Source organism: Allobosea sp. (assembly GCF_017308075.1).
Classification (GTDB): Bacteria; Pseudomonadota; Alphaproteobacteria; order Rhizobiales; family Beijerinckiaceae; genus Allobosea.
On sequence record NZ_JAFKFX010000023.1, the window covers coordinates 329,580 to 350,644 of the forward strand.

General features: G+C 67.2%; 21 protein-coding genes. 12 read left to right on the forward strand and 9 right to left on the reverse strand.

The genetic code is table 11. The features are described 5' to 3' along the window. Nucleotides 1–86 precede the first annotated feature (86 nt). Nucleotides 87–572, forward strand: a complete 486-nt coding sequence (locus J0J10_RS02490) for a glycosyltransferase family A protein (RefSeq protein ID WP_291644998.1) — start codon at nt 87–89, stop codon at nt 570–572. 20 nt (nt 573–592) lie between these two features. Here the strand turns inward: J0J10_RS02490 and ypfJ are convergent, their stop codons facing one another. From ypfJ to J0J10_RS02510, 4 genes are all read right to left on the reverse strand, one after another. Then, nucleotides 593–1,483 (reverse strand): KPN_02809 family neutral zinc metallopeptidase, encoded by an 891-nt coding sequence (gene ypfJ / locus J0J10_RS02495; protein ID WP_291645000.1) that lies wholly within the window; start codon nt 1,481–1,483, stop codon nt 593–595. A gap of 100 nt (nt 1,484–1,583) precedes the next feature. Next, on the reverse strand, nt 1,584–2,588 hold the full coding sequence (cydB, locus tag J0J10_RS02500; RefSeq protein ID WP_291645002.1) for a cytochrome d ubiquinol oxidase subunit II: 1,005 nt from the start codon (nt 2,586–2,588) through the stop codon (nt 1,584–1,586). Nucleotides 2,589–2,599: 11 nt separating this feature from the next. Next, nucleotides 2,600–4,030, reverse strand: a complete 1,431-nt coding sequence (locus J0J10_RS02505) for a cytochrome ubiquinol oxidase subunit I (RefSeq protein WP_291645004.1) — start codon at nt 4,028–4,030, stop codon at nt 2,600–2,602. A gap of 141 nt (nt 4,031–4,171) precedes the next feature. After that, nucleotides 4,172–4,954 (reverse strand): uracil-DNA glycosylase, encoded by a 783-nt coding sequence (locus tag J0J10_RS02510; RefSeq protein WP_291645006.1) that lies wholly within the window; start codon nt 4,952–4,954, stop codon nt 4,172–4,174. A gap of 270 nt (nt 4,955–5,224) precedes the next feature. Between J0J10_RS02510 and J0J10_RS02515 the strand changes: the two genes are divergently transcribed. Continuing rightward, complete coding sequence (locus tag J0J10_RS02515) at nt 5,225–6,904, forward strand: electron transfer flavoprotein-ubiquinone oxidoreductase (protein WP_291645008.1); 1,680 nt, start codon at nt 5,225–5,227, stop codon at nt 6,902–6,904. A 123-nt stretch (nt 6,905–7,027) separates the two neighbouring features. On the opposite strand, the gene J0J10_RS02520 is transcribed toward J0J10_RS02515, so the two are convergent. Next, nucleotides 7,028–7,207 carry a hypothetical protein gene (locus J0J10_RS02520; RefSeq protein WP_291638305.1) on the reverse strand — a complete coding sequence of 60 codons (180 nt, stop codon included), beginning with the start codon at nt 7,205–7,207 and terminating at the stop codon, nt 7,028–7,030. A 190-nt stretch (nt 7,208–7,397) separates the two neighbouring features. Here J0J10_RS02520 and J0J10_RS02525 point away from each other — a divergent pair, with 190 nt between their 5' ends. After that, nucleotides 7,398–9,179 (forward strand): tetratricopeptide repeat protein, encoded by a 1,782-nt coding sequence (locus tag J0J10_RS02525; protein WP_465247145.1) that lies wholly within the window; start codon nt 7,398–7,400, stop codon nt 9,177–9,179. Between the two features lie 3 nt (nt 9,180–9,182). Next, the gene (locus J0J10_RS02530; protein WP_291645012.1) at nt 9,183–10,067 is read left to right on the forward strand and encodes a 4-(cytidine 5'-diphospho)-2-C-methyl-D-erythritol kinase; all 885 of its coding nucleotides are present in this window, start codon (nt 9,183–9,185) and stop codon (nt 10,065–10,067) included. A 17-nt stretch (nt 10,068–10,084) separates the two neighbouring features. Here J0J10_RS02530 and J0J10_RS02535 read toward each other — a convergent pair whose 3' ends face one another. Then, nucleotides 10,085–10,696, reverse strand: a complete 612-nt coding sequence (locus tag J0J10_RS02535) for an NUDIX hydrolase (RefSeq protein ID WP_366824716.1) — start codon at nt 10,694–10,696, stop codon at nt 10,085–10,087. After that, nucleotides 10,693–11,709 (reverse strand): polyprenyl synthetase family protein, encoded by a 1,017-nt coding sequence (locus J0J10_RS02540; RefSeq protein WP_291645014.1) that lies wholly within the window; start codon nt 11,707–11,709, stop codon nt 10,693–10,695. The genes J0J10_RS02535 and J0J10_RS02540 overlap by 4 nt, the downstream gene beginning before the upstream one ends. Before the next feature lie 78 nt (nt 11,710–11,787). On the opposite strand from J0J10_RS02540, the gene J0J10_RS02545 reads away from it, so the two are divergent. Both J0J10_RS02545 and J0J10_RS02550 read left to right on the forward strand, forming a co-directional pair. Next, entirely contained in the window at nt 11,788–12,120 is a 333-nt protein-coding gene (locus J0J10_RS02545) for a putative signal transducing protein (RefSeq protein ID WP_465247146.1), read from the forward strand. A 6-nt stretch (nt 12,121–12,126) separates the two neighbouring features. After that, nucleotides 12,127–12,912 (forward strand): tRNA1(Val) (adenine(37)-N6)-methyltransferase, encoded by a 786-nt coding sequence (locus tag J0J10_RS02550; protein ID WP_291645015.1) that lies wholly within the window; start codon nt 12,127–12,129, stop codon nt 12,910–12,912. Here J0J10_RS02550 and J0J10_RS02555 read toward each other — a convergent pair whose 3' ends face one another. Together J0J10_RS02555 and J0J10_RS02560 are read right to left on the reverse strand one after the other, a co-directional pair. Next, nucleotides 12,913–13,218 (reverse strand): hypothetical protein, encoded by a 306-nt coding sequence (locus J0J10_RS02555; protein ID WP_291645017.1) that lies wholly within the window; start codon nt 13,216–13,218, stop codon nt 12,913–12,915. Between the two features lie 106 nt (nt 13,219–13,324). Continuing rightward, nucleotides 13,325–13,618 (reverse strand): hypothetical protein, encoded by a 294-nt coding sequence (locus J0J10_RS02560; RefSeq protein WP_291645019.1) that lies wholly within the window; start codon nt 13,616–13,618, stop codon nt 13,325–13,327. A gap of 232 nt (nt 13,619–13,850) precedes the next feature. On the opposite strand from J0J10_RS02560, the gene J0J10_RS02565 reads away from it, so the two are divergent. The 6 genes from J0J10_RS02565 (at nt 13,851) to upp (ending at nt 21,054) form a co-directional block, all read left to right on the forward strand. Beyond that, on the forward strand, nt 13,851–14,759 hold the full coding sequence (locus J0J10_RS02565; RefSeq protein ID WP_291645282.1) for a glycine--tRNA ligase subunit alpha: 909 nt from the start codon (nt 13,851–13,853) through the stop codon (nt 14,757–14,759). Next, a complete protein-coding gene (gene glyS / locus J0J10_RS02570; protein WP_291645021.1) occupies nt 14,759–17,083 on the forward strand; it encodes a glycine--tRNA ligase subunit beta in 2,325 nt (774 codons plus the stop codon). The genes J0J10_RS02565 and glyS overlap by 1 nt, the downstream gene beginning before the upstream one ends. A gap of 257 nt (nt 17,084–17,340) precedes the next feature. After that, nucleotides 17,341–17,502 carry a Thivi_2564 family membrane protein gene (locus tag J0J10_RS02575; protein WP_291638297.1) on the forward strand — a complete coding sequence of 54 codons (162 nt, stop codon included), beginning with the start codon at nt 17,341–17,343 and terminating at the stop codon, nt 17,500–17,502. A 244-nt stretch (nt 17,503–17,746) separates the two neighbouring features. After that, nucleotides 17,747–19,009 carry a GTP cyclohydrolase II gene (locus tag J0J10_RS02580; protein WP_291645023.1) on the forward strand — a complete coding sequence of 421 codons (1,263 nt, stop codon included), beginning with the start codon at nt 17,747–17,749 and terminating at the stop codon, nt 19,007–19,009. Nucleotides 19,010–19,014: 5 nt separating this feature from the next. Continuing rightward, nucleotides 19,015–20,232, forward strand: coding sequence for a URC4/urg3 family protein (locus tag J0J10_RS02585; RefSeq protein WP_291645025.1), 1,218 nt, complete (start codon nt 19,015–19,017; stop codon nt 20,230–20,232). A 180-nt stretch (nt 20,233–20,412) separates the two neighbouring features. Continuing rightward, the gene (gene upp / locus J0J10_RS02590; protein WP_291645026.1) at nt 20,413–21,054 is read left to right on the forward strand and encodes a uracil phosphoribosyltransferase; all 642 of its coding nucleotides are present in this window, start codon (nt 20,413–20,415) and stop codon (nt 21,052–21,054) included. Nucleotides 21,055–21,065 lie beyond the last annotated feature (11 nt).

Below are 21,065 nucleotides of genomic sequence, written 5' to 3' on the forward strand. Positions count from 1 at the left end.
TCACGATGAATGAATGTGAACAAAAAGAGAACATATGGCAAGTGGCGGGATTGCGACATGTTGCGCTGCGGCATAGGCTCAGGCCCATGCTCTCAGCTGTCATTCGCGCCAATGGCCGTACCGAAGCGCTGGCCGCGACCCTGTCGGTCCTGATTCCAGCGGTGGCGGGCGGCACGATCGGCCATGCCGTGGTGATCGGCACGGGCGACGACAATGAAACCGAGCGGCTCGCTGATGTGACGGGGGCGAGCTATGTCGCAGCCCGCAACGGCGCCGGCTGGGCGCCCGGGGTCGAGCGGGCGCGGGGCGACTGGGTGCTCCTGCTCGAGGCTGGCGACCTGCCCGAGCCAAATTGGACCGAAGCCGTGGAGCGGCATCTGATGACGGCTGCGGCGACGCCGGCCCTGATGCCATTGCGCGGCATCGCCGCGCTACGCGAATGGGGGGCGGTTTCGCTGCGCTCGCGCGGAGTCCGGGCCGGGCTGATCGCGTCGAAGAAGCAGCTTCTCTCCGGCCGCCTGCCGGCCTCGCCGCGCCGGCTCGCCGTGCGCCGCGGCCGGGCGCAGGCGTAAGACCCGCGAGCCGGGTTTCGTCAGAGCCGGTCGGTCTGGAAGGTGTTGCAGGCCTGCATCGAGCCTGAATTGAAGCCGGCGTTGAACCAGCGCATGCGCTGCGCCGACGAGCCGTGCGTGAAGGAATCCGGCACTACGGCGCCACGCCCGGCCTGCTGCTGCAGCTTGTCGTCGCCGATCGCGGCGGCGGTGCGCATCGCCTCCTCGATGTCGCCGGGCTCGATACGGTCCATCGCCTTGATATTGTAGGCCCAGACGCCGGCGAAGCAGTCGGCCTGCAATTCGACGCGCACCGAAAGCTGGTTCGACTCGCGTTCGGAGAGCCGCTCGCGCATCTGGTTCACCTTGGGCAGGATGCCGAGCAGATTCTGGATGTGGTGGCCGACCTCGTGGCCGATCACATAAGCATAGGCGAAGTCGCCGCCGCCGCCGAGCTTGCGCTGCATCTCCTGGAAGAAGGAGGTGTCGAGATAAACGCGCTGGTCGTTCGGGCAATAGAACGGCCCCATCGCCGATTGGGCGGTGCCGCAGCCCGAGCGCGTCACGCCGTCGAAGACGACGAGGCGCGGCGGCTGGTATTTCCGGTTGGCCTGCTGCGGCAGAACCTTCGACCAGATGTCCTCGTTCTGCGCCAGCACCGCCGAGATGAAGCGGCCCATCTCGTCCTTCGGCGGGCCGGCGGATTTGCGCTGCTCCTGCGTCGGTGCGCTGCGCCCGCCGATGCCGCCGATCATCTCGGCGCCGCCGATCAGGATGCGCGGATCGATGCCCAGCGCCCAACCGACCAGCCCGAGCACCACCATGGTGCCGATGCCGATGCCGCCGCGGCCGCCCGGCAGGCCGGCGAACTCGCCGCCGCCGCCACGCCTGTCCTCGAGGTTTTCGGACTGGCGGTAATCTTCCCAACGCATCGTGAGGCCCTTGCTGAAGCCGTGCCAATCTCCGGCAGGCGCGGCCGGAACTCAAGCCTTCATTCGGCTTCGTCCCGCTTGGGCCGATGCGTCGAGGCGCTCAGTGATAGCCGCTATCGGCTTTCACCTTGCCGCGGAAGGTCCAGTACACGAAGGCGGTGTAGAACAGGATCATCGGCAGCAGGAAGCTCACCCCGATCAGCACGAAGATGTGCGAGCTCGGCGCTGCCGCAGTGTCCCAGATCGTCAGGCCGGGCGGCACCAGATATGGGAAGTTCGAGATCGCCAGCCCGAGGAAGCAGAGCACGAAGATCGCGATCGTGAAGGCGAAGGGCGTGAACTCGTGGTTCCCGCGCAGCCGCTTCCAGACCATGTAGCCGCAGAAGGCGGTCAGCACCGGGAAGGGCCAGAGCAGCATGAGGTTCGAGGGCGTGAACCAGCGCTCGGCGATCCGCGGATGGGCATAGGGCGTCCACAGCGAGATCAGCGCCGCGAAGGCGAGCAGGCCGAGCAGCAGGACCTTGGCCTGCCGACGGGCCCGGTCGGCGACCGGACCTTCGGTCTTGAAGACGAGCCAGGTCGCGCCGAGCAGGGCATAGCCGACGACGACGCCCGCCCCGCACATCAGCGTGAAGGGCGTCAGCCAGTCGAAGGGGCCGCCGGCGAACTGGTTGTCGACGACCTTGATGCCCTGGATCAGCCCGCCGAGGATGACGCCCTGGGCGAAGGCGGCGCTGGTCGAGCCGAGCCAGAAGGCGAGATCCCAGATCCTGTGCTTCGGCTTCGCCACCCAGCGGAACTCGAAGGCGACGCCGCGGAAGATCAGCGAGAGCAGCATCAGCGTCACCGGCAGATAGAGGGCCGGCATGATCACTGCGTAGGCCAGCGGGAAAGCCACCCAGAGGCCGGCGCCGCCGAGCACCAGCCAGGTCTCGTTGCCGTCCCAGAACGGCGCGACCGAGTTCATCATCTGGTCGCGCTCGCCTTCGTCCCCGGTCGTCGGGAACAGGATGGCGATGCCGAGGTCGAAACCGTCCAGCACGACATAGAGCATCACGGCGGTGCCGATCAGCCCGGCCCAGATCACGGGGAGATACCATTCCATCTGGGGTCTCCTCAGAGCGCCGGCTGGATCTTGTCGTCGCCGGGCTTGCCGTCGCCGAACAAATGGGAGGCAGGCCCCTGGGCCGCCTTCAATGTCCGCTTCGAGGGCTGCTCGGGCGGATCCTCGGGGCTGATCTCGTCGGGTCCCTTGGCGATCAGGCGGTTGATCAAGAGGATGCCGGCGGTGAACACCACGCAGTAGACGAAGACGAACAGCGCCAGCGAGATCGCGACCTCGGCGGTGGTGATCGGCGACACCGCATCCTTGGAACGCAGGATGCCGGTCGCGATCCAGGGCTGGCGCCCGACCTCGGTGACGAACCAGCCGGCGAGGATGGCGACGAAGCCGGCCGGCCAGGTGTACTGGGCGATCCAGAGCCAGCGTCGCGATTCGAAGATCCGGCCGCGCCACCAGAACCAGGCGCCGACCCAGCCGAACAGGATCATCAGCGTGCCGAGCCCGACCATCAGGCGGAAGCCGAAGAAGGGGATCAGTACCGGCGGCCTGTCCTCGACCTTGAAGTCCTTCAGGCTCGGGAACAGCGCGTCCATGCTGCCATGGGTGAGCAGGCTGGCGACGCCGGGGATCGAGATCTCGAAACGGTTCAGCTCGGCCTTCTCGTCGGGCCAGGCGAAGAGCACGAGCGCGCCGGGCTTCGAGGAATCCCAGTGCGCCTCGATCGCGGCGAGCTTGGCGGGCTGGTAGATCGCGGTCTGCTTGCCGTGGAAGTCACCGATCAGGGCCTGTAGCGGTGCAGTCAGCGCGATCATGAGGATCGCCATCCGCACCATCGTCTTGGCCGATTCTGTGCGGTGGCCGGCGAGCAGATGGCGCGCCCCGGTCGCCAGCACCACGAAGGCGGTGGTGAGATAGGCCGCCGTCATCATGTGCGCATAGCGCAGCGGGAAGGTCGGGCTGAAGACGATCTTCATCCAGTCGACGGGATAGGCGATGCCGTCGCGGACCTCGTGGCCGACCGGGTACTGCATCCAGCTATTGGCCGAGAGGATCCAGAAGCCCGACAGCGCCGTGCCGCCGGCGACGATCACTGCCGAGAGGAAATGCAGCCAGGGCGGCACCCGCTTCCAGCCGAAGAGCAGCACGCCGAGGAAAGAGGCTTCCAGGAAGAAGGCGCTCAGCACCTCGTAGCCGATCAGCGGGCCCAGCACATTGCCGGTGACGGCCGAGAACCGGCTCCAGTTCGTGCCGAACTGATAGGAGAGCACGATGCCGGAAACCACGCCCATGGCGAAGGAGACGGCGAAGATCTTGGTCCAGAAGCGGGCGAGAAGGTGGAATTTCTGGTCGCCGGTCTTCAGCCAGAGGCCGAGCAGCGTCGCGATATAGGCGGAGAGGCCGATCGTGAAGGCCGGGAAGACGATATGGAATGAGATCGTGAAGGCGAATTGAATGCGGGACAACAGAAAGGCGTCGATTTCCATCGCGTCGCTCCGGTAATCCGGCCAGATACATCAGGCCGCGAGGCCCTGCGGGCCACAGGGTCTACTTAGAAACCTGATTAATCAAGGCGAGACGCGCGGGCAGCGCCCGACGATGCCGCAGCGTCGCGATGTCGCGATGCGTCACAATGCGTCGATCGCCGCTTTCAGGGTCCGCAGATCCCGCCAGGCCAGGCGCTTGTCGAGCGGGCTGCGCAAGAGATAGGCCGGGTGCAGGATCGGCAGGGCAGGGATGGTGCGGGTGCCATTGTCGTATTCCAGCCAGCGCCCGCGCGCGGCCATGATGCTCTTGACGTCGAGCAGCGCCATCGAGGAGGGCCGGCCGACACAGACCAGGATGGCCGGATCGACAAGCTCGATCTGGCGCTGGATGAAGGGCAGGCAGATCGCCACCTCCTGCGGCGTCGGCGTGCGGTTCCCCGGCGGCCGCCAGGGCAGGAGATTGGCGATGTAGACCTGCTCGGCTCGTGTCAGCCCGATCGCTGCCAGCATCCGGTCCAGCAATTGCCCGGAGCGGCCGACGAAGGGCAGGCCGGCGCGGTCCTCGTCGGCGCCGGGCGCTTCGCCGACCAGCATCACCCGGGCCGCCGGATTGCCATCGGCGAAGACCAGGTTCTTGGCCGTGGCCTTCAGCGCGCAGCCTTCGAAACCGGCCATGGCGGCCTTGAGTTCGTCGAGCGTCCGCGCCTCCCGCGCCAGAGTCCGCGCCGAAACAGCCGCCTCGTCCGGTGCGGTCGCCGCGGCAGCATGGCGCAGCGGCGCCGCCGGTACCGGGGCGAGAACCGGGCGGGGCGCTGGCCGGGGCGCGGCGAAATGGTTGTGCGGCGTCTCGTCGAGCGCCTCGGATACGCCCATTTCGGCATACCAGGCGATGATTTCGGCGGGATGCGGCGTGGCTGGCGACATGGCGTCGTGAGCTAGCACGGATCGTACTGGTGAGGCGACCCGTCCGCCGCCCTTGCTCGCATCGATGCTGCCGAGAGCCGGCGGATCAGGCAGGCTGCACGTCTCACGGCCACCTCGTCGTCATGCCTTTCGCAGTTGCAAATTGCCTCTTACGCCCGGATAGAAGGTTTCCAATCTCGATACCGCCCGATCTTGCGCGGGCGTTCATGATCGTTCACATATAAACTATCCTGCGGATCGGGACAGGTCGGGCCGTTGGCGGAGGGCAGAATGACACTCGAGGAAGCGCAGAGCACCCCGCGCGAAAGCATGGAATACGACGTCGTCATCGTCGGCGCCGGTCCCGCGGGGCTTGCTGCGGCCATCCACCTGAAGCAGCTCGACGAGAATATTTCGGTCGTCGTGGTCGAGAAGGGGTCCGAGGTCGGCGCCCATATCCTCTCCGGCGCGGTGATCGATCCGCTCGGCCTCGACAAGCTCCTGCCCGACTGGCGTGAGGATGAGGCCCGCCCGCTGCACACCCAGGTCAGCGAGGACGTCTTCTACTTCCTCGGCCCGGCCGGCGGCGCCCGCCTGCCGAATTTCGCCATGCCGAAGCTGATGAACAATCACGGCAATTTCGTCGGTTCGCTCGGCCTGGTCGCGCGCTATCTCGCCGCTCGCGCCGAGGCGCTCGGGGTCGAGATCTATCCGGGCTTCGCCGCCGCCGAGCTCCTGTTCAACGAGGATGGTTCGGTCGCCGGCATCGCCACCGGCGACATGGGCATCGCCAAGGACGGCAGCGTCTCGGACCGCTTCACCCGTGGCATGGAGCTGCGCGGCCGCTATACGCTGCTCGGCGAGGGCGCCCGCGGCTCGCTCTCCAAGATCGCGATCAAGCGCTTCGCCCTCGACGAGGGCCGCGAGCCGCAGAAATTCGGCATCGGCCTCAAGGAGATCTGGCAGGTCAAGCCGGAGAAGTTCAGGAAGGGGCTGGTGCAGCACTCCTTCGGCTGGCCGCTCGACATGTCGACCGGCGGCGGCTCCTTCCTCTATCATTTCGACGACAATCTGGTCTCGGTCGGCTTCGTCGTCCATCTCAACTATACCAACCCGACTCTCTCGCCCTTCGACGAGTTCCAGCGCTTCAAGACGCATCCGATGATTCGCGACGTCTTCGAGGGCGCCAAGCGGCTCTCCTACGGCTCGCGCGCGATCACCGAGGGCGGGTTCCAGTCCGTGCCGAAGCTGACCTTCCCGGGCGGGGCGCTGCTCGGCTGCGCCGCCGGTTTCGTCAACGTGCCGCGCATCAAGGGCAGCCACAACGCCATCCTGTCCGGCATGCTGGCGGCGGAGCATCTCGTGCCGGCGCTGGCCGCCGGCCGCGCCCATGACGAGGTCGCGGAGATCGAGGCGAGCTGGCGCGATTCCGAGATCGGGCGTGATCTCAAGCCGGTGCGCAACGTCAAGCCGCTCTGGTCGAAGCTCGGCACCTTCGGCGGCGTCGCGCTCGGCGGCATCGACATGTGGCTGAACCAGCTCTTCGGCTGGTCGCCCTTCGGCACGATGGCGCATGGCAAGCCCGATTACGCCACGCTGAAGCCGATCAGCGAGGTCACGCCGATCGTCTACCCGAAGCCCGACGGCAAGATCTCCTTCGACAAGCTCTCCTCGGTCTTCCTCTCGGCGACGAATCACGAGGAGGACCAGCCGGCCCATCTGAAGCTGACCGATCCCAATGTGCCGGTGCTGCGGAACCTGCCGCTCTATGGCGAGCCGGCGCGGCTCTACTGCCCGGCCGGCGTCTATGAGATCGTCTATGCCGATCCCGAGGCCAAGACCGAGCCGCGCTTCGTGATCAACGCGCAGAACTGCGTGCACTGCAAGACCTGCGACATCAAGGACCCCGCCCAGAACATCACCTGGACGGTGCCGGAAGGGGCAGGCGGCCCGAACTATTCCAACATGTAGAGCTCGCGTTTCCCGGAGCGCTTGACGCTTCTGGCGGGTGGAATTCTGCAGTCTTCCACCCGGTACAAGAAAAGCCGCGCCGGCTGGACCGGCGCGGCCTTGAAGCAGCGGCGGGCCCGCGAATCAGCCCTTGCGAATGACCGGAGCGGTTTTTTCGGGCGCAGGCGTCGCGCAGCCGCCAGCGAGGCTGGCGAGAGCGAGGACGGCCGCGAGCGCAAGCGAGACCTTCTTCATTCGAACTGTCCCAAGCGAATCGTCGCGAAAGGCCGCGACAGCTCGGAAGACTACGCCCGATTTCTTCATGAAATCTGTCGGGAATGCCGATAGTTTCTCGCGGCCCGCCCTTTCACGTCAGCGTGGCGCGTCTTCTGCAATGCAGCGGCAGGCTTGTCGGGCCGCCCGGAAACAGCCATGTTGCGCGCTTAACCGATCAGGTCACGGTCCAGTCCACGGACATGCTCCCGGCGGCGGGCGAGGGGCGGACCGAGGGAGAATGGTAAACGTGACGTTCAAGTGCGACGGCCGCGGCCGCAGCGCCGTGTTGGCGCTGGCTTTCCTGGCGCTTCTGCAGAGCGGCGTGCCATTTTCGGCGCAGGCTCAGGCGCGCCCCGTCGAGAAGTTCGAAGCGGCGGAAAGCCTCGAAGGCAATTATCTCGCGGCAGTGGTCGCAGGTGCGGGGCGCGACCTTGCCGCCGCATCCGCTTATCTGCGCGAGGCGATCAAGGATGATCCGCAGAACAGCGATCTACTCGAGCGGGGCTTCGTGGCTTTCCTCGCCGACGGAGCCATGGGCGACACCTTCCGCGCTGCCGAAAAATTGGTGCAGCGCGATCCCTCGAACGGCCTGGCGCAGCTGGCGCTCGGCGTGCGGGCTCTGAAGCAGAAATCCTACGCGACAGCCCGCAATCAGCTGCAGCGCGGCGGGCGCGGCCGCTCGGCCGACATCACAGCGACATTGCTGGCGGCCTGGGCCTATTCCGGCTCGGGCGACACCAAGCGTGCGCTGGATACCCTGGAGCGGCTGCGCGGCGAATCGACCTTCGACCGCTTCCGCGACTTTCATGCCGGGCTGATCCTCGACATTGCCGGGCGCAAGAGCGAATCGACCCGCCGGCTCAAGGCGGCCTATGAGGCCGAACGGACCAATCTGCGCCTGGTCGATATTTGGGCGCGCCATCAGGCGCGGGCCGGCGATCGCGAGGCCGCTCTGGCGACGCTCAACGAATTCGAGCAGCGCGTCCGTCCCAACCATCCCGTGGTGCGCGATGCGCTTGCCAAGGTCGGTGCCAAGGAGCCGCTGCCGCGCATCGTCGCCAGCACCCAGCAGGGCGCGGCCGAGGTGCTCTATGGCCTGGCCAGCGCCGGAATCCTGCAGGGTGACGAAGCCACGGCCCTGCTCTACCTCAGGCTCGCGGTCTATCTCGACCCCAGCCATGATCTCGCCGTGCTGACGCTCGGCGACATCCTCGAACGTGCCAAGCAGAGCGAGGACGCGGTCGATGTCTATCGGCGCATGCCGGAGAATTCCGCCTTGCGTCCGGTGGCCGACATCCAGATCGGACTCGGCCTCGAGACGCTGGGCAAGACCGAGGAGGCGGTGAAGCATATGGAGGCGCTGATTGCGGCGCGTCCGGACGATGTCGAGGCGATTTCCGCCCTCGGCAACATCTACCGCTCGCGCAAGCGCTTCGAGGAGGCGGCCGACGCCTACAACAAGGCGATCGGCAAGCTGGCCTCGCCCGGCCGCTCGAATTGGGATCTCTTCTATTCGCGCGGCATCTCCTATGAGCGCACCAAGCGCTGGCCGGAGGCGGAAGCCGATCTGCGCAAGGCGCTGGAGCTGATGCCGGAGGCCCTCGGCCGCGAGCGGGCGCTGGTCCTCAACTATCTCGGCTATTCGCTGGTGGACCGGAACCTCAAGCTCGACGAGGCGCTCGGCATGCTGCGCCGCGCCGTCGATTTGCGGCCCCGCGACGGCTACATCATCGATTCGCTGGGCTGGGCGCATTACCGGCTCGGCCGCTATGACGAGGCCGTGGTCGAGCTCGAGCGCGCCATGGAGTTGCGCCCCTCCGATCCGGTGATCAACGACCATCTCGGCGACGTCTACTGGCGCACCGGCCGCCCGCTCGAGGCGAGGTTCCAGTGGAACCATGCCCGCGATCTCGGCCCGGAACCGGAGGATCTGGAGAAGATCCTGCGCAAGATCGAGAAGGGGCTCGACGAGGCGCCGCCCTCGGCGAGCGCCGCCGAGCCGAAGAAGGATGGCGGCTGAGCCTTGCAGGCTCGTCTCACCACCCGCGCCCCGGCCAAGGTCAACCTCAGCCTGCGCATCCTCGGCCGGCGTGCCGACGGCTACCACGAGCTCGACAGCCTCGTCGCCTTCGCCGGTGTCGGCGACGCGCTGACGCTGCTGCCGGGCGCGGAGAGCGGGATCGCGATCTCCGGCCCCTTCGCTGCCGGGCTTTCGGTGGCAGCCGACAATCTGGTGCTGAAGGCGGAAAACGCCCTGCGCGATCAGGTGCCGGGACTGCGGTCCGGCCGTTTCCTGCTCGTGAAGCGCCTGCCGGTCGCATCCGGCATCGGCGGCGGCTCGGCCGATGCCGCTGCCGCGCTGCGCCTGCTCGCGCGGCTGAACGGGCTGCCAGCGGAGGCGCCCGTGCTCTATGCCGCCGCGGCGCGCATCGGCGCCGATGTCCCGATCTGCCTCGCGGCGAAGACGCGCATCATGCAGGGCATCGGCGAGCGGCTCGGCCCGCCGCTGCGACTGCCGCGCCTGTTCGCGCTGCTGGTCAATCCGGGCGTCGCGGTGGAAACAGCTGCGGTGTTCCGCGATCTCGGTCTCCTGCGGGGGCAGGAGCATGCGGCAGGGGCGAGCGCCTTCGCGCTGAATGGCCAACATGCGGCCTCGCAGGAGGCCTTTGCCACCGCGCTGGCTGTGTCGGGCAATGATCTGGAGGCGCCAGCCAGGGCGGTCGCGCCGGTCATCGGCGAAGTCCTGGCGCTGCTCGCCGCCTTGCCCGGATGCCGGTTGGCACGCATGTCGGGCTCGGGCGCGACCTGCTTTGCCCTGTTCGATGATTGTCGGGCGAGCGCGGCAGCGGCCAGGGCGCTTGCGCGCCGGAAGCCGGGCTGGTGGATCAGGCCGACGGTGCTTGGGTAGCGGTCCGCACCGGCGATCTAGCGGCCGGTCACCCCGAAGCCCGGCAGCAGGCCCTTGAGCGTCAAGAGCCCGATTGCGGCGACCGTGGTCGCGTCTCTGATGGCGCCGTTCTCGATCATCGCTGCCACCTCGGCAGCGGAGAAGCGCCGCGTGACCAGGCCCTGTTCCTCATGGTCGAGTTGGCGCGGCACCGCACTGAGCTGCCGCGCCAGGAAGATGCGGCAGCCCTGGTTCGAGTAGCCATAGCATTCGTAGAGATAGCCGGCCTGGATCATCTCGCCGGCCTCGAGCCCACATTCCTCGCGCAACTCGCCGCGGGCGACGGTGAGCGGGTCGGCCTCCGGCAGGTTCTCCCAGGACCCCTGTGGGATTTCCCAGAAGCGGCCTCCGACCGGATAGCGATACTGCTCGACGAGATGCAGGTCGCCATTCGCCTCGACGGCGACGATGGCGACGAAATCCGTCTTCTCGACGACGCCGTAGATTCCTCTGGAGCCGTCCTGCCGGAGGATCTCGTCCTCCCGCACGCGCATCCAACGATTCTCGTAGACGAGGCGGGATGACAGCGTGGCGATCTCGGCCGGCTGTTCCTGCATCTTGCCGGAAGGCGTTCCGGGAGCGTCGTTCAATGGGCCCGCGCCACGCAGAAATCGACGGCGTCGTTGAGCGCCTGCTTCATCGGCGATTGCGGGAACAGGCCGAGCGCGTCCTTGGCCATCTTGGCGTAGTGGCGGGCGCGCTCGACCGTGTCCTCGATCGCCCGGTGCTTGCGCATCAGCGCCTGCGCTTCTGCCAGATCGCCTTCGCCGATCTGGCCTTCCTGCAGAGTGCGGCGCCAGAAGCCGCGCTCGCTCTCATCGCCGCGCCGGAAGGAGAGCACCACCGGCAAGGTGATCTTGCCCTCGCGGAAATCGTCGCCGGTGTTCTTGCCGAGCGCGCCGGACGAGCCGCCATAATCGAGGGCGTCGTCGATCAGCTGGAAGGCGATGCCGAGATTGAGCCCGTAGCTGCGGCAGGCCGCGGCATCGGCCTTGGGCGAGCCGGCGATCACCGGCCCGACCTCGCAGGCGGCGGCAAAGAGCTCGGCGGTCTTGCCGCGGATCACGGCGAGATATTCGTCCTCGGTCGTCTCGGTATTCTTGGCGGCGGCGAGCTGCATCACCTCGCCCTCGGCGATGACGGCCGCGGCGGTCGAGAGGATGTCGAGCGCGCGCAGCGAGCCGACCTCGACCATCATCTTGAAGGCCTGGCCGAGCAGGAAGTCACCGACCAGCACGCTCGCCTCATTGCCCCAGAGCATGCGGGCGGCGGCCTTGCCGCGGCGCATGTCGCTCTCGTCGACGACGTCGTCGTGCAGCAGCGTCGCGGTGTGCATGAACTCGACCGAGGCCGCGAGCTTGACATGCCCCTCGCCGGCATAGCCGCAGAGCGCGGCCGTCGCGAGCGTCAGCATCGGGCGCAGACGCTTGCCGCCCGAGGAGATCAGATGGTTGGCGACCTCCGGGATCATCGTCACCTGGGAGCCCGTCCGCGACAAGATCATCGCGTTGACGCGTTCCATATCGGCGCGGGTCAGGCCGACCAGGGCCTCGATCCCGGCCTTGCCGGCTTCCTTGTCCTCGAAGGCTACGACGACGCCCACGCTCAAACTCCGACTTTTCCGGCGCGGCTGATGCGCCCTGTCTTTGCTGCAATGCCCTTTGCCACGAGCGTCGCATGCGTGACCAGCCCCGGCAATCACCGTCGCGCCGCACTATCTGGTGCGTTGGTGTCGCAGCGCGGCGATTTTGCGCTTGCGCGGCTTATCGGCCACGGGCTCCATGGCGCCATGCACGAACTGGTCCGCTCCAATGATCTCGTCCTGCTCGGCGCCATCGAGGCGCTGCTGGCCTCGGCCAATCTGGACTGCCTGATCGCCGATCAGCACATCAGTGCGCTCGAAGGCATGATCGGCGCCTTTCCGCGCCGGCTGCTGGTGCGCGAGGCCGATCGCAAGCGCGCCCGGGCCCTGCTGGTCGAGGCCGGCTTTGGCGGCGAATTGCGACCGGAATGACATGCCATGACCGGTGAGAGCATGACCTATGAGATCCTGCCGGGCCTCGGCGCGATCGGCGAAGATCGCCTGCTGGGCGGCCAGCTTCGCCTGCTGCAACCGAAAAAGGGGCACCGCGCCGGTTCGGATGCGATTCTGCTGGCCGCCGCGCTGCCGGCGCTGGCGGAAGGGCCGCTTGTCGATTTCGGTGCCGGGGTCGGCACGGCCGGCCTCGCCGCCGCGACACGTCAGCCTGCACTCTCGGTCGTGCTGCTCGAACGCGATCCGGAGCTCGCGGCGCTTGCGGCGCGCAATGCCGGCCTGAACGGCCTCGATCAGCGCGTCCGGGTCGTCCTCGCGGCGATCGGCGAGCGCGGGGACGGCGCCTTGCTGGCAGGGCTGCCGGACGGATCGGCCGCCTGGGTCGCGATGAATCCGCCGTTCTTCGAAGCGGGTGCGACCCGGGCCTCACCGGTGCCGAACCGGCGCGCCGCCCATGTCGCCGACACGCCGCTGACCCTCTGGTTGAAGGCGGCAAGGCGGGCTCTACGACCGCGAGGCGGGGTGACGATCATCCACCGCGCCGAAGCGCTGGGCGAGATCCTGGCCGCGCTGGCCACGGGGTTCGGCGAGGTCGCGATTCGGCCGGTGCAGGCGCTGGCCGAGCGCCCGGCGATCCGCGTCATCGTCTCGGCCCGGCTCGGCAGCAGAAAGCCGGCAGTCTTGCTGCCGGCTTTGATTCTGAATGGGCCCGATGGCCGTTTCACCCCGCAGAGCGAGGCGCTCCATCGCGGCGAGGCCTATCTCACCTGATCAGCGGCAGATGCGCCGCTCGCGCACGACCCAGCCCCAGCCATCCCAATAGCGCACCGGGCGGTAGAAGCAGCGCGGCCCGTAATAGGGGCGGCCATAGCCGTAGCCGGGACGGCCATAGCCGTAAGAGGGCCGGTCATAGCCGCCGCCCCAGCGTGGCCCCGCATAGTAGCCGTCGCTGAAGGGCTGGGCCATGGCGGGGGTCGGCATGGTCGAGGCGAGGCCGGCGACGCCGAGGGCAGCCGCGGCCGAAACGCCGAGAAGCAGTTTGCGCAGCACGTTCTGGTCCTCCTTCGCGATGTCCATGGCGTCTGCCTGAGCAATCGCGTGTTGCTGTGGGAGGCAATCTGCGGCCTGGCGGCTGAACGGCGGTGGAGCGAGCCGTTCAGCCGGCCTTCATTTTCCGGACGGGTTATCGGCAGACGCGCACCGGCCGGATCACCCAGCGATAGCCGTTCCAGACGCGCCGGTCGGTATAGAAGCAGCGCGGCCGATAGACCGGGCGGCCATAATAGCGCGGCCTCGGGCGGTAATGCGGCCGGCCGTAATGCCAGACCTGCTGGAGCAACCCGCCATCGGCGCTGGCGCTGGCGGCGGGCGCACTACCTGCGCCGACCGGCGCTGCCGAGGCGGGAGCGGCGATCAGCGCCGCGGAAAGGAGGACGCCGGCGCCGAGCATGGCGGCGGCAAGACGGTTGGACAGCATCGCAAATCTCCTGCTGCTGGACGCTGGTCCGGCTCAAGCGTTCGCCCCGAACGCCGCGGACCGCGATGGCTCGCATATTAGGTACGCCTTAATGAACGCAGACCTTTCGTCGAGGTTCAGCTGGGGTTCATGCGTCCGCGCTTGACCTGCCGCGCCGCCAGACCCTAAGCACACCGCCTGTTTCCTGAAATTTCGAAGGCTTGAGCCCTTGGCCGCGTCGCCCTCCGCTTCGATGAATCCGACCCGCTCCTTCCAGGGGCTGCTGCTGACCTTGCAGCGCTTCTGGGCCGAACGCGGCTGCGTCATCCTCCAGCCCTACGACATGGAAGTCGGGGCCGGCACCTTCCATCCGGCGACGACCTTGCGCGCGCTGGGTCCCAGGCCGTGGAACGCGGCCTATGTCCAGCCTTCGCGCCGCCCGAAGGACGGGCGCTATGGCGAGAACCCCAACCGGCTACAGCATTACTACCAGTTCCAGGTCATCCTGAAGCCGTCGCCGCCGGATCTGCAGCAGCTCTATCTCGACTCGCTCAAGGCGATCGGTGTCGACCTTGCCCTGCACGATGTCCGCTTCGTCGAGGATGACTGGGAGAGCCCGACGCTTGGTGCCTGGGGGCTCGGCTGGGAGTGCTGGTGCGACGGCATGGAAGTCAGCCAGTTCACCTATTTCCAGCAGGTGGCGGGCGTCGAATGCGCGCCGGTCGCCGGCGAATTGACCTATGGGCTCGAGCGCCTGGCGATGTATGTCCAGGGCGTCGAGAACGTCTACGATCTCAACTTCAACGGCCTCGAGGGTGAGGATCGCGTCAGCTATGGCGACGTCTTCCTGCAGGCCGAGCAGGAGTTCTCGCGGCATAATTTCGAGCATGCCAACACCGAGATGCTCTTTCGCCACTTCGCTGACGCTGAAGCCGAGTGCAAGGCGCTGCTCGCTGCTGGCGAGGCCGATGGCGGCGCCAGGCACCAGCTCGCTCTGCCCGCCTATGACCAGTGCATCAAGGCGAGCCATGTCTTCAACCTGCTCGATGCGCGCGGCGTGATCTCGGTCACCGAGCGCCAGAGCTATATCCTGCGCGTGCGCGAGCTCGCCAAGGCCTGCGGCGCCGCCTGGCTGAAAACCGCCGGCGGGGGAGCGAACTGATGCCTGATCTCCTGCTCGAACTCTTTTCGGAAGAGATCCCCGCCCGCATGCAGCGCAAGGCGGCGGAGGATCTGAAGAAGCTTGTCACCGATGCGCTGGTCGAGCGCGGCCTGGTCTATGAGGGGGCGAAAGCCTTCGCCACGCCACGCCGGCTGGCGCTCACCGTCGCTGGCCTCCCCGTGCGCGGGCGCGATGTCCGCGAGGAGCGCAAGGGGCCGCGCGTCGGCGCGCCGGACGCCGCGGTGCAGGGCTTCCTCAAGGCTGCCGGCCTCGCCTCGCTCGGCGAAGCGACCATCGTCAGCGATCCGAAGAAGGGCGATTCTTACGTCGCGATCATCGAGAAGCCCGGGCAGGAGACGATTGCGGCCATCGCCGAGATCGTGCCGGCGGTGATCCGCGCCTTCCCCTGGCCGAAGTCTATGCGCTGGGGCAAGGCCTCGGCCGCCGGCGCCAGCCTGCGCTGGGTACGTCCGCTGCACTCGATCCTCTGCACCTTCGGCGCCGAGACCGAGGATCCGGAGATCGTCGCCTTCGAGGTCGATGGCATCACCTCCGGCAACACCACTTATGGCCACCGCTTCCATGCGCCGGGGCCGATCACGGTCCGCCGCTTCGACGACTATGTCGCGAGCCTGGAGCGGGCGAGGGTCGTGCTCGATGCCGACCGCCGCAAGGAGATCATCGCGACCGACGCCAGGAACCTCGCCTTTGCCGCCGGACTCGAACTGGTCGAGGATGAGGGGCTGCTGGAGGAGGTCGCCGGGCTGGTCGAATGGCCGGTCGTGCTGATGGGCTCCTTCGAGGAGCGCTTCCTCGACATCCCCGGCGAGGCGATCCGGGCTACCATCCGCGCCAACCAGAAATGCTTCGTGCTGCGCGATCCCGCGACCGGCGAGCTGGCGAACCGCTTCATCCCGGTGTCGAACCTCGTCGCCAGCGATGGCGGTCAGGCGATCACCGCCGGCAATGGCCGGGTCGTGCGCGCCCGGCTCTCCGATGCCGCCTATTTCTGGGCGACCGATCGCGGCCCGCTGCCCGATCTCGATACGCTGAAGGCGAGCGCGGAAAAACTCGACCTCCAGCTGGACAAGCCGCTCGACCAGCGCATGGCCAAGCTCGACAAGCTCGGCGTCGTCTTCCACGCCAAGCTCGGTACGCAAGGCGAGCGCGTCCAGCGCATCGCGGCGCTGGCCAGGGAACTGGCTCCAATCGTCGGCGCCGACCCGAAGCAGGCCGAGCGTGCGGCGAAGCTCGCCAAGGCCGATCTACCGACCGAGATGGTCGGCGAGTTCCCGGAACTGCAGGGGCTGATGGGCCGCAAATATGCGGAGCTGCAGGGCGAGGATGCCTCGGTCGCGGCAGCCATCGAGGAACATTACAAGCCGCTCGGCCCCTCCGACCGCGTCCCGGCCGATCCGGTCTCAGTTGCGGTGGCGCTCGCCGACAAGCTCGACACCCTCGTCGGCTTCTGGGCGATCGACGAGAAGCCGACCGGCAGCAAGGACCCCTATGCGCTGCGCCGCGCGGCTCTGGGCGTGATCCGGCTGGTGGTGGAGAATGGGGTGCGGCTGCCGTTCATGAAGTTGGCCGTACAACTTCAAATTAGAATCATCAGGCAATTGGCGGATTCTCATCGTAGAACGCTGATGGCTCCTTTGATCGCTTATGATGAGATTGCGGAGATGCCGGTCACTGAAATTCGTGATGGCTCGCTAAATTTCATTTTTAGGAGGCTCGAAAAGACAAACGCTTCTGTCGCAGAGGCTGTCTATGAGGGACTTCAGGATCTCCTCTCTTTCTTCCACGACCGCCTGAAAGTGATGCTGCGCGACCAGGGCGCGCGGCATGATCTGGTCGATGCGGTGCTGGGGGAGGGCGCTTCCGGCAATGACGACCTGCTGCTGATCACCCGCCGCGTCGCCGCGCTCGGCCGTTTCCTCGAAACGGAGGACGGCAAGAGCCTGCTCGCCGGCTACAAGCGCGCCGCCAACATCCTCAAGGCCGAGGAGAAGAAGGATGGCGAGGGCGCTTTCGCGGCTGCCGCCGATCTCCAGCTGATCGCCGCTGCCGGTCTGATCGAGGAGAAGGCGCTCGCCGTCGCGCTGGCGCAGGCGACGCCGAAGGCCGAAGCCGCCATCGCCGCCGAGGATTATGAGGGCGCCATGGCGGCGCTCGCCGAGCTGCGCCCGGCGGTCGATGCCTTCTTCGACAAGGTCACGGTCAACGATCCCGACCCGGCCCTGCGCGCCAACCGCCTCAAGCTCCTGAACCAGCTCCGTGAGGCGACACGCGCCGTGGCGGATTTCGGGCGGATTGCGGGTTAAGCCGCTCGTCATGCTCGCCCTTGTGGCGAGCATCCACATCTTGGACACTGTCTTGGACCAGCGAAGCGAAGACGTGGATGGTCGGGACAAGCCCGACCATGACGGCATCAAGTGCTTTGTCTAAAGCCCAAGCCAGCGATCCTCTCGGAACCTTTTCCCTAGGCTCCACGTTGTCTTACCGAGTGCTATGCTTGCGATCGGCTGGCAAGCAGTGCCTCGGGGGGCCGGCTTTCGGCCGCGACAAGAGGATTTGAGCCATGGGTCTTTTGATTTCGCTTTTCATCACCGTGCTGGTCATCGGCCTGGTGCTTTATCTCGTGCGGATGCTGCCGCTCGACGGCAACATCAAGAACATCCTCCAGATCATCGTCATCATCATCGGCATCATCTCGCTGCTGCGCTATCTCGCGGTGTTCTAGTAGGGGGCCGCCGTCACTCCCGCCTTCGCGGTGGGTGTCCACGAGCAGGCGTCGATCAGACAACAACGTGGCGCGGCGTGGATGGCCGAAGAATGTCGGCCGTGACGGCGAGCGGCGCAGGAGTCTGCCGGAACCCGCCGATTGACGGTTGCATCGCGCTGATCCACTCTTTCGAATGGTCCAAAAGGGCCCCGGGGCGCTGCGCGTCACGGGGCCCTTGTCCATTCGAGAAGCGAAGCTGCCGATGACGTCGCAGAACCGCACGAGCCATATCCGACTGACCTCCCATCCCGAGCCCGGCGGTGCCGCGGCCCGTTTCCCGATCCATTGGGGCGCGGCGACGCCAGAGGAGCGCGGCCCGGTCATCGCCTCGACCACCAACCCCGCCGATCGCAATGTCATCGGCGCCCATGGCGGCTCCTATTCGGTTTATCGGGCGCTCGCGATCTCGGCCCGCGCCATGAATCCGGCACAGCGGCCGGACCTGACCAACACCCACCCGACCGCCGAGATCCTGCCGCAGCCGCAATGGTTCGAGCCCGGGAAGATCGTCTCGCTCGACCCGTTCGGCCATCGCGTCGCTCAGGATTTCGGCCAGTGGATCGGCGAGGGCGTCGACATCCGCCCGACCATCGCCGTCACCAAGGCGAGGCTCAACCTGCCGGAAATCCTCGCCGCCATGGCTGGGCACCGGCTCGCCGCCGACGGCCATATCCTGCACGGCTCCGGCGACATCAGCGTCACCAAGATCGCGGTCGACCCGGTCTGGCATCTGCCGGGCATCGCCGAGCGCTTCGGCACCAGCGAGAACCTGCTGCGCCGCACCCTGTTCGAGCAGACCGGTGGCATGTATCCGGAATTGGTGACGCGGCCCGACCTCAAGGTCTTCCTGCCGCCGATCGGCTCGATCACCGCCTATGTCATCGGCGAGGTCGCGGCGATCGCCGATCCCGGGCGCAAGCTCGCCTGCCGCGTCCATGACGAGTGCAACGGCTCCGATGTCTTCGGTTCCGACATCTGCACCTGCCGGCCTTATCTCGTGCACGGTATCGAGGAGGCGGTTAAGGAGGCGCAGGGCGGCGGCGTCGGCCTGATCGTCTACAACCGCAAGGAGGGCAGGGCGCTCGGCGAGGTCACCAAGTTTCTCGTCTACAACGCCCGCAAGCGTCAGGAGGGCGGCGATTCCGCCGCGACCTATTTCGAGCGCACCGAATGCGTCGCCGGCGTGCAGGATGCCCGCTTCCAGCAATTGATGCCGGATGTGCTGCACTGGCTTGGCGTCAGGAAGATCGACCGGCTGATGTCGATGTCCAACATGAAGTATGACGCCATGGTCGAGAGCGGCATCGAGATCGGCGAGCGCGTCGCGATCCCGCCCGAGCTGATCCCGCCCGACGCCTCGGTCGAGATCGAGGCCAAGAAGGCCGCGGGCTATTATTCGCCGGACGGCACGCCCGGCGACAACGCGCTGAAATCCACGGTCGGCCGCGACCTCGAGAAATTCTGAGTGCCATGCCTGACTCCAATCCCGAAGCCGTCCGCCAGTTGCTGAAGCCAGCCGTCATCCGCGAGCGGGCGCAGGAGATGCTGCAGCTCGGCCTCGACGGCCGGCTCTCGCATTTCAGCGTGCATCCCGAACGGCTCGATGTCTGCGCGGATTATGTCCTGGCGACGATCCGCAAGAACTATCCGACGCTCGATATTCCCTTCCATGCGCGCTGGCGGCATTTTGTCGTCGCCGGCGTCGACCGTTGGCGCAGCCTCGACGAAGCCGCCGGGTTCGCCGATGCCGGTGCGCGCGGCCGCGCCGCCTATGACCTCGCCATCGTCAGCGTGCTGCTCGACGCCGGCGCCGGCCCGGCCTGGCGCTATCGCGACGGGCTGACCGGTATGCTCATCGGCCGTTCGGAAGGGCTGGCGCTGGCTTCGCTCGACATGTTCGCCGCCGGCTTGTTCTCCGGCGATCCCGCCGACCCGCTACGCGTCGACAGCGACGTGCTGAAGCGGCTCGATGCGGCGAGCTTGGCCGAAGGCTTCCAGGCCGGCGAGGCCAATCCGCTGGTCAGCCTCGAAGGCCGCGCCGCCCTGCTCAACCGGCTCGGAGAGGAGCTCGAAAAGCATGGGCTCGACCGGCCCGGCGGCCTGTTCGACCGGCTGTTCGCGGCGGCCGAGGGCGGCACGCTCCGCGCCAGCTATATCCTGTCGCAGGTGCTGGAGGTGCTCGGCGGCATCTGGCCCTCGCGCCTGAGCTATGCCGGCATCCCGCTCGGCGACAGCTGGAAGCACCCGCTGATCGCGCAGGGCAGCGTCACCGCCGGCATCATGCCCTTCCACAAGCTTTCGCAATGGCTGAGCTATTCGCTGATCGAGCCGCTGCAATGGGCCGGCATCGAGGTCGTCGACATCGACGAGCTCACGGGCCTGCCCGAATATCGCAATGGCGGCCTGTTCCTCGATCTCGGCGTGATCGCGCTGAAGCAGGAGGAGGATCGCTCCGGCGCCCATGCGGTCGGCTCCGAGATCGTGGTCGAATGGCGGGCGCTCACCGTCGCCCTGCTCGACCGGATCGGAGCGCTGGTGCGCGAGCGTCTTGGTCTGACCCGCGAGCAATTGCCGCTCGCCAAGGTGCTCGAAGGCGGTACCTGGTCGGCCGGGCGCCGTATCGCCGCCGAGAAACGCGAAGGCGGCGGGCCGCCCTTGACCATCGTCAGCGACGGCACGGTATTCTAAACCTCGATGAGGTAAAGGCTCGGAAATCTGCCGTCATCCCGGACGGCCGCAGGCCGCTCCGGGAGCCATCGAAGGGCGGAGAACTCTATGATGGATCCCGGCGCTCCGCTTCGCTGCGGCCGGGACGGCAGCTTTGCTTCAGGGAACCTATCCCATCGCCGCTACAAGGGGGCATAACGAATGACCACGCATTCCGACGGCGTCACCGTCGTCGACCATCCGCTGGTGCAGCACAAGCTGACGCTGATGCGCGAAAAGGAGCGCTCGACCAAGAGCTTTCGTCAGTTGCTGAACGAGATCGGCATGCTGCTCTGCTACGAGGTGACGCGCGACCTGCCGACCGAGATGATCGAGGTCGAGACGCCGCTGCAGAAGACGATGCAGCCGGTGATCTCCGGCAAGAAGCTGGTCTTCGCGCCGATCCTGCGCGCCGGCGTCGGCTTCCTCGACGGCATGCTCGAACTGGTGCCGGCCGCCCGCGTCGCCCATATCGGCCTCTACCGCGATCCCGAGACGCTGCAGGCGGTCGAGTACTATTTCAAGGCGCCCTCCGACATCGCCGACCGCATGATCGTGGTGATGGACCCGATGCTGGCGACGGCCAACTCGGCCGTCGCCGCCGTCGACCGGCTGAAGGAGCGCGGCGCCCATGATCTGCGCTTCGTCTGCCTGCTCGCGGCGCCCGAGGGCATCGCCCGCATGCGCGACGCCCATCCCGATGTCCGGATCTGGACGGCGGCCATCGACGAGCGTCTCAACGATCACGGCTACATCGTCCCCGGCCTCGGCGATGCCGGCGACCGCATGTTCGGGACGCGCTGAGCGCCTGTCCT

Coding starts and splice junctions, on each gene's coding strand:
- J0J10_RS02580 (WP_291645023.1), top strand. CDS start 17,747: ATGACGTCGCAGAACCGCACGAGCCATATCCGACTGACCTCCCATCCC.
- J0J10_RS02560 (WP_291645019.1), bottom strand. CDS start 13,618: ATGCTGTCCAACCGTCTTGCCGCCGCCATGCTCGGCGCCGGCGTCCTC.
- upp (WP_291645026.1), top strand. CDS start 20,413: ATGACCACGCATTCCGACGGCGTCACCGTCGTCGACCATCCGCTGGTG.
- J0J10_RS02490 (WP_291644998.1), top strand. CDS start 87: ATGCTCTCAGCTGTCATTCGCGCCAATGGCCGTACCGAAGCGCTGGCC.
- J0J10_RS02510 (WP_291645006.1), bottom strand. CDS start 4,954: ATGTCGCCAGCCACGCCGCATCCCGCCGAAATCATCGCCTGGTATGCC.
- cydB (WP_291645002.1), bottom strand. CDS start 2,588: ATGGAATGGTATCTCCCCGTGATCTGGGCCGGGCTGATCGGCACCGCC.
- J0J10_RS02520 (WP_291638305.1), bottom strand. CDS start 7,207: ATGAAGAAATCGGGCGTAGTCTTCCGAGCTGTCGCGGCCTTTCGCGAC.
- J0J10_RS02575 (WP_291638297.1), top strand. CDS start 17,341: ATGGGTCTTTTGATTTCGCTTTTCATCACCGTGCTGGTCATCGGCCTG.
- ypfJ (WP_291645000.1), bottom strand. CDS start 1,483: ATGCGTTGGGAAGATTACCGCCAGTCCGAAAACCTCGAGGACAGGCGT.
- J0J10_RS02555 (WP_291645017.1), bottom strand. CDS start 13,218: ATGGACATCGCGAAGGAGGACCAGAACGTGCTGCGCAAACTGCTTCTC.
- J0J10_RS02550 (WP_291645015.1), top strand. CDS start 12,127: ATGACCGGTGAGAGCATGACCTATGAGATCCTGCCGGGCCTCGGCGCG.
- J0J10_RS02505 (WP_291645004.1), bottom strand. CDS start 4,030: ATGGAAATCGACGCCTTTCTGTTGTCCCGCATTCAATTCGCCTTCACG.
- J0J10_RS02525 (WP_465247145.1), top strand. CDS start 7,398: ATGGTAAACGTGACGTTCAAGTGCGACGGCCGCGGCCGCAGCGCCGTG.
- J0J10_RS02585 (WP_291645025.1), top strand. CDS start 19,015: ATGCCTGACTCCAATCCCGAAGCCGTCCGCCAGTTGCTGAAGCCAGCC.
- J0J10_RS02515 (WP_291645008.1), top strand. CDS start 5,225: ATGACACTCGAGGAAGCGCAGAGCACCCCGCGCGAAAGCATGGAATAC.
- glyS (WP_291645021.1), top strand. CDS start 14,759: ATGCCTGATCTCCTGCTCGAACTCTTTTCGGAAGAGATCCCCGCCCGC.
- J0J10_RS02565 (WP_291645282.1), top strand. CDS start 13,851: ATGAATCCGACCCGCTCCTTCCAGGGGCTGCTGCTGACCTTGCAGCGC.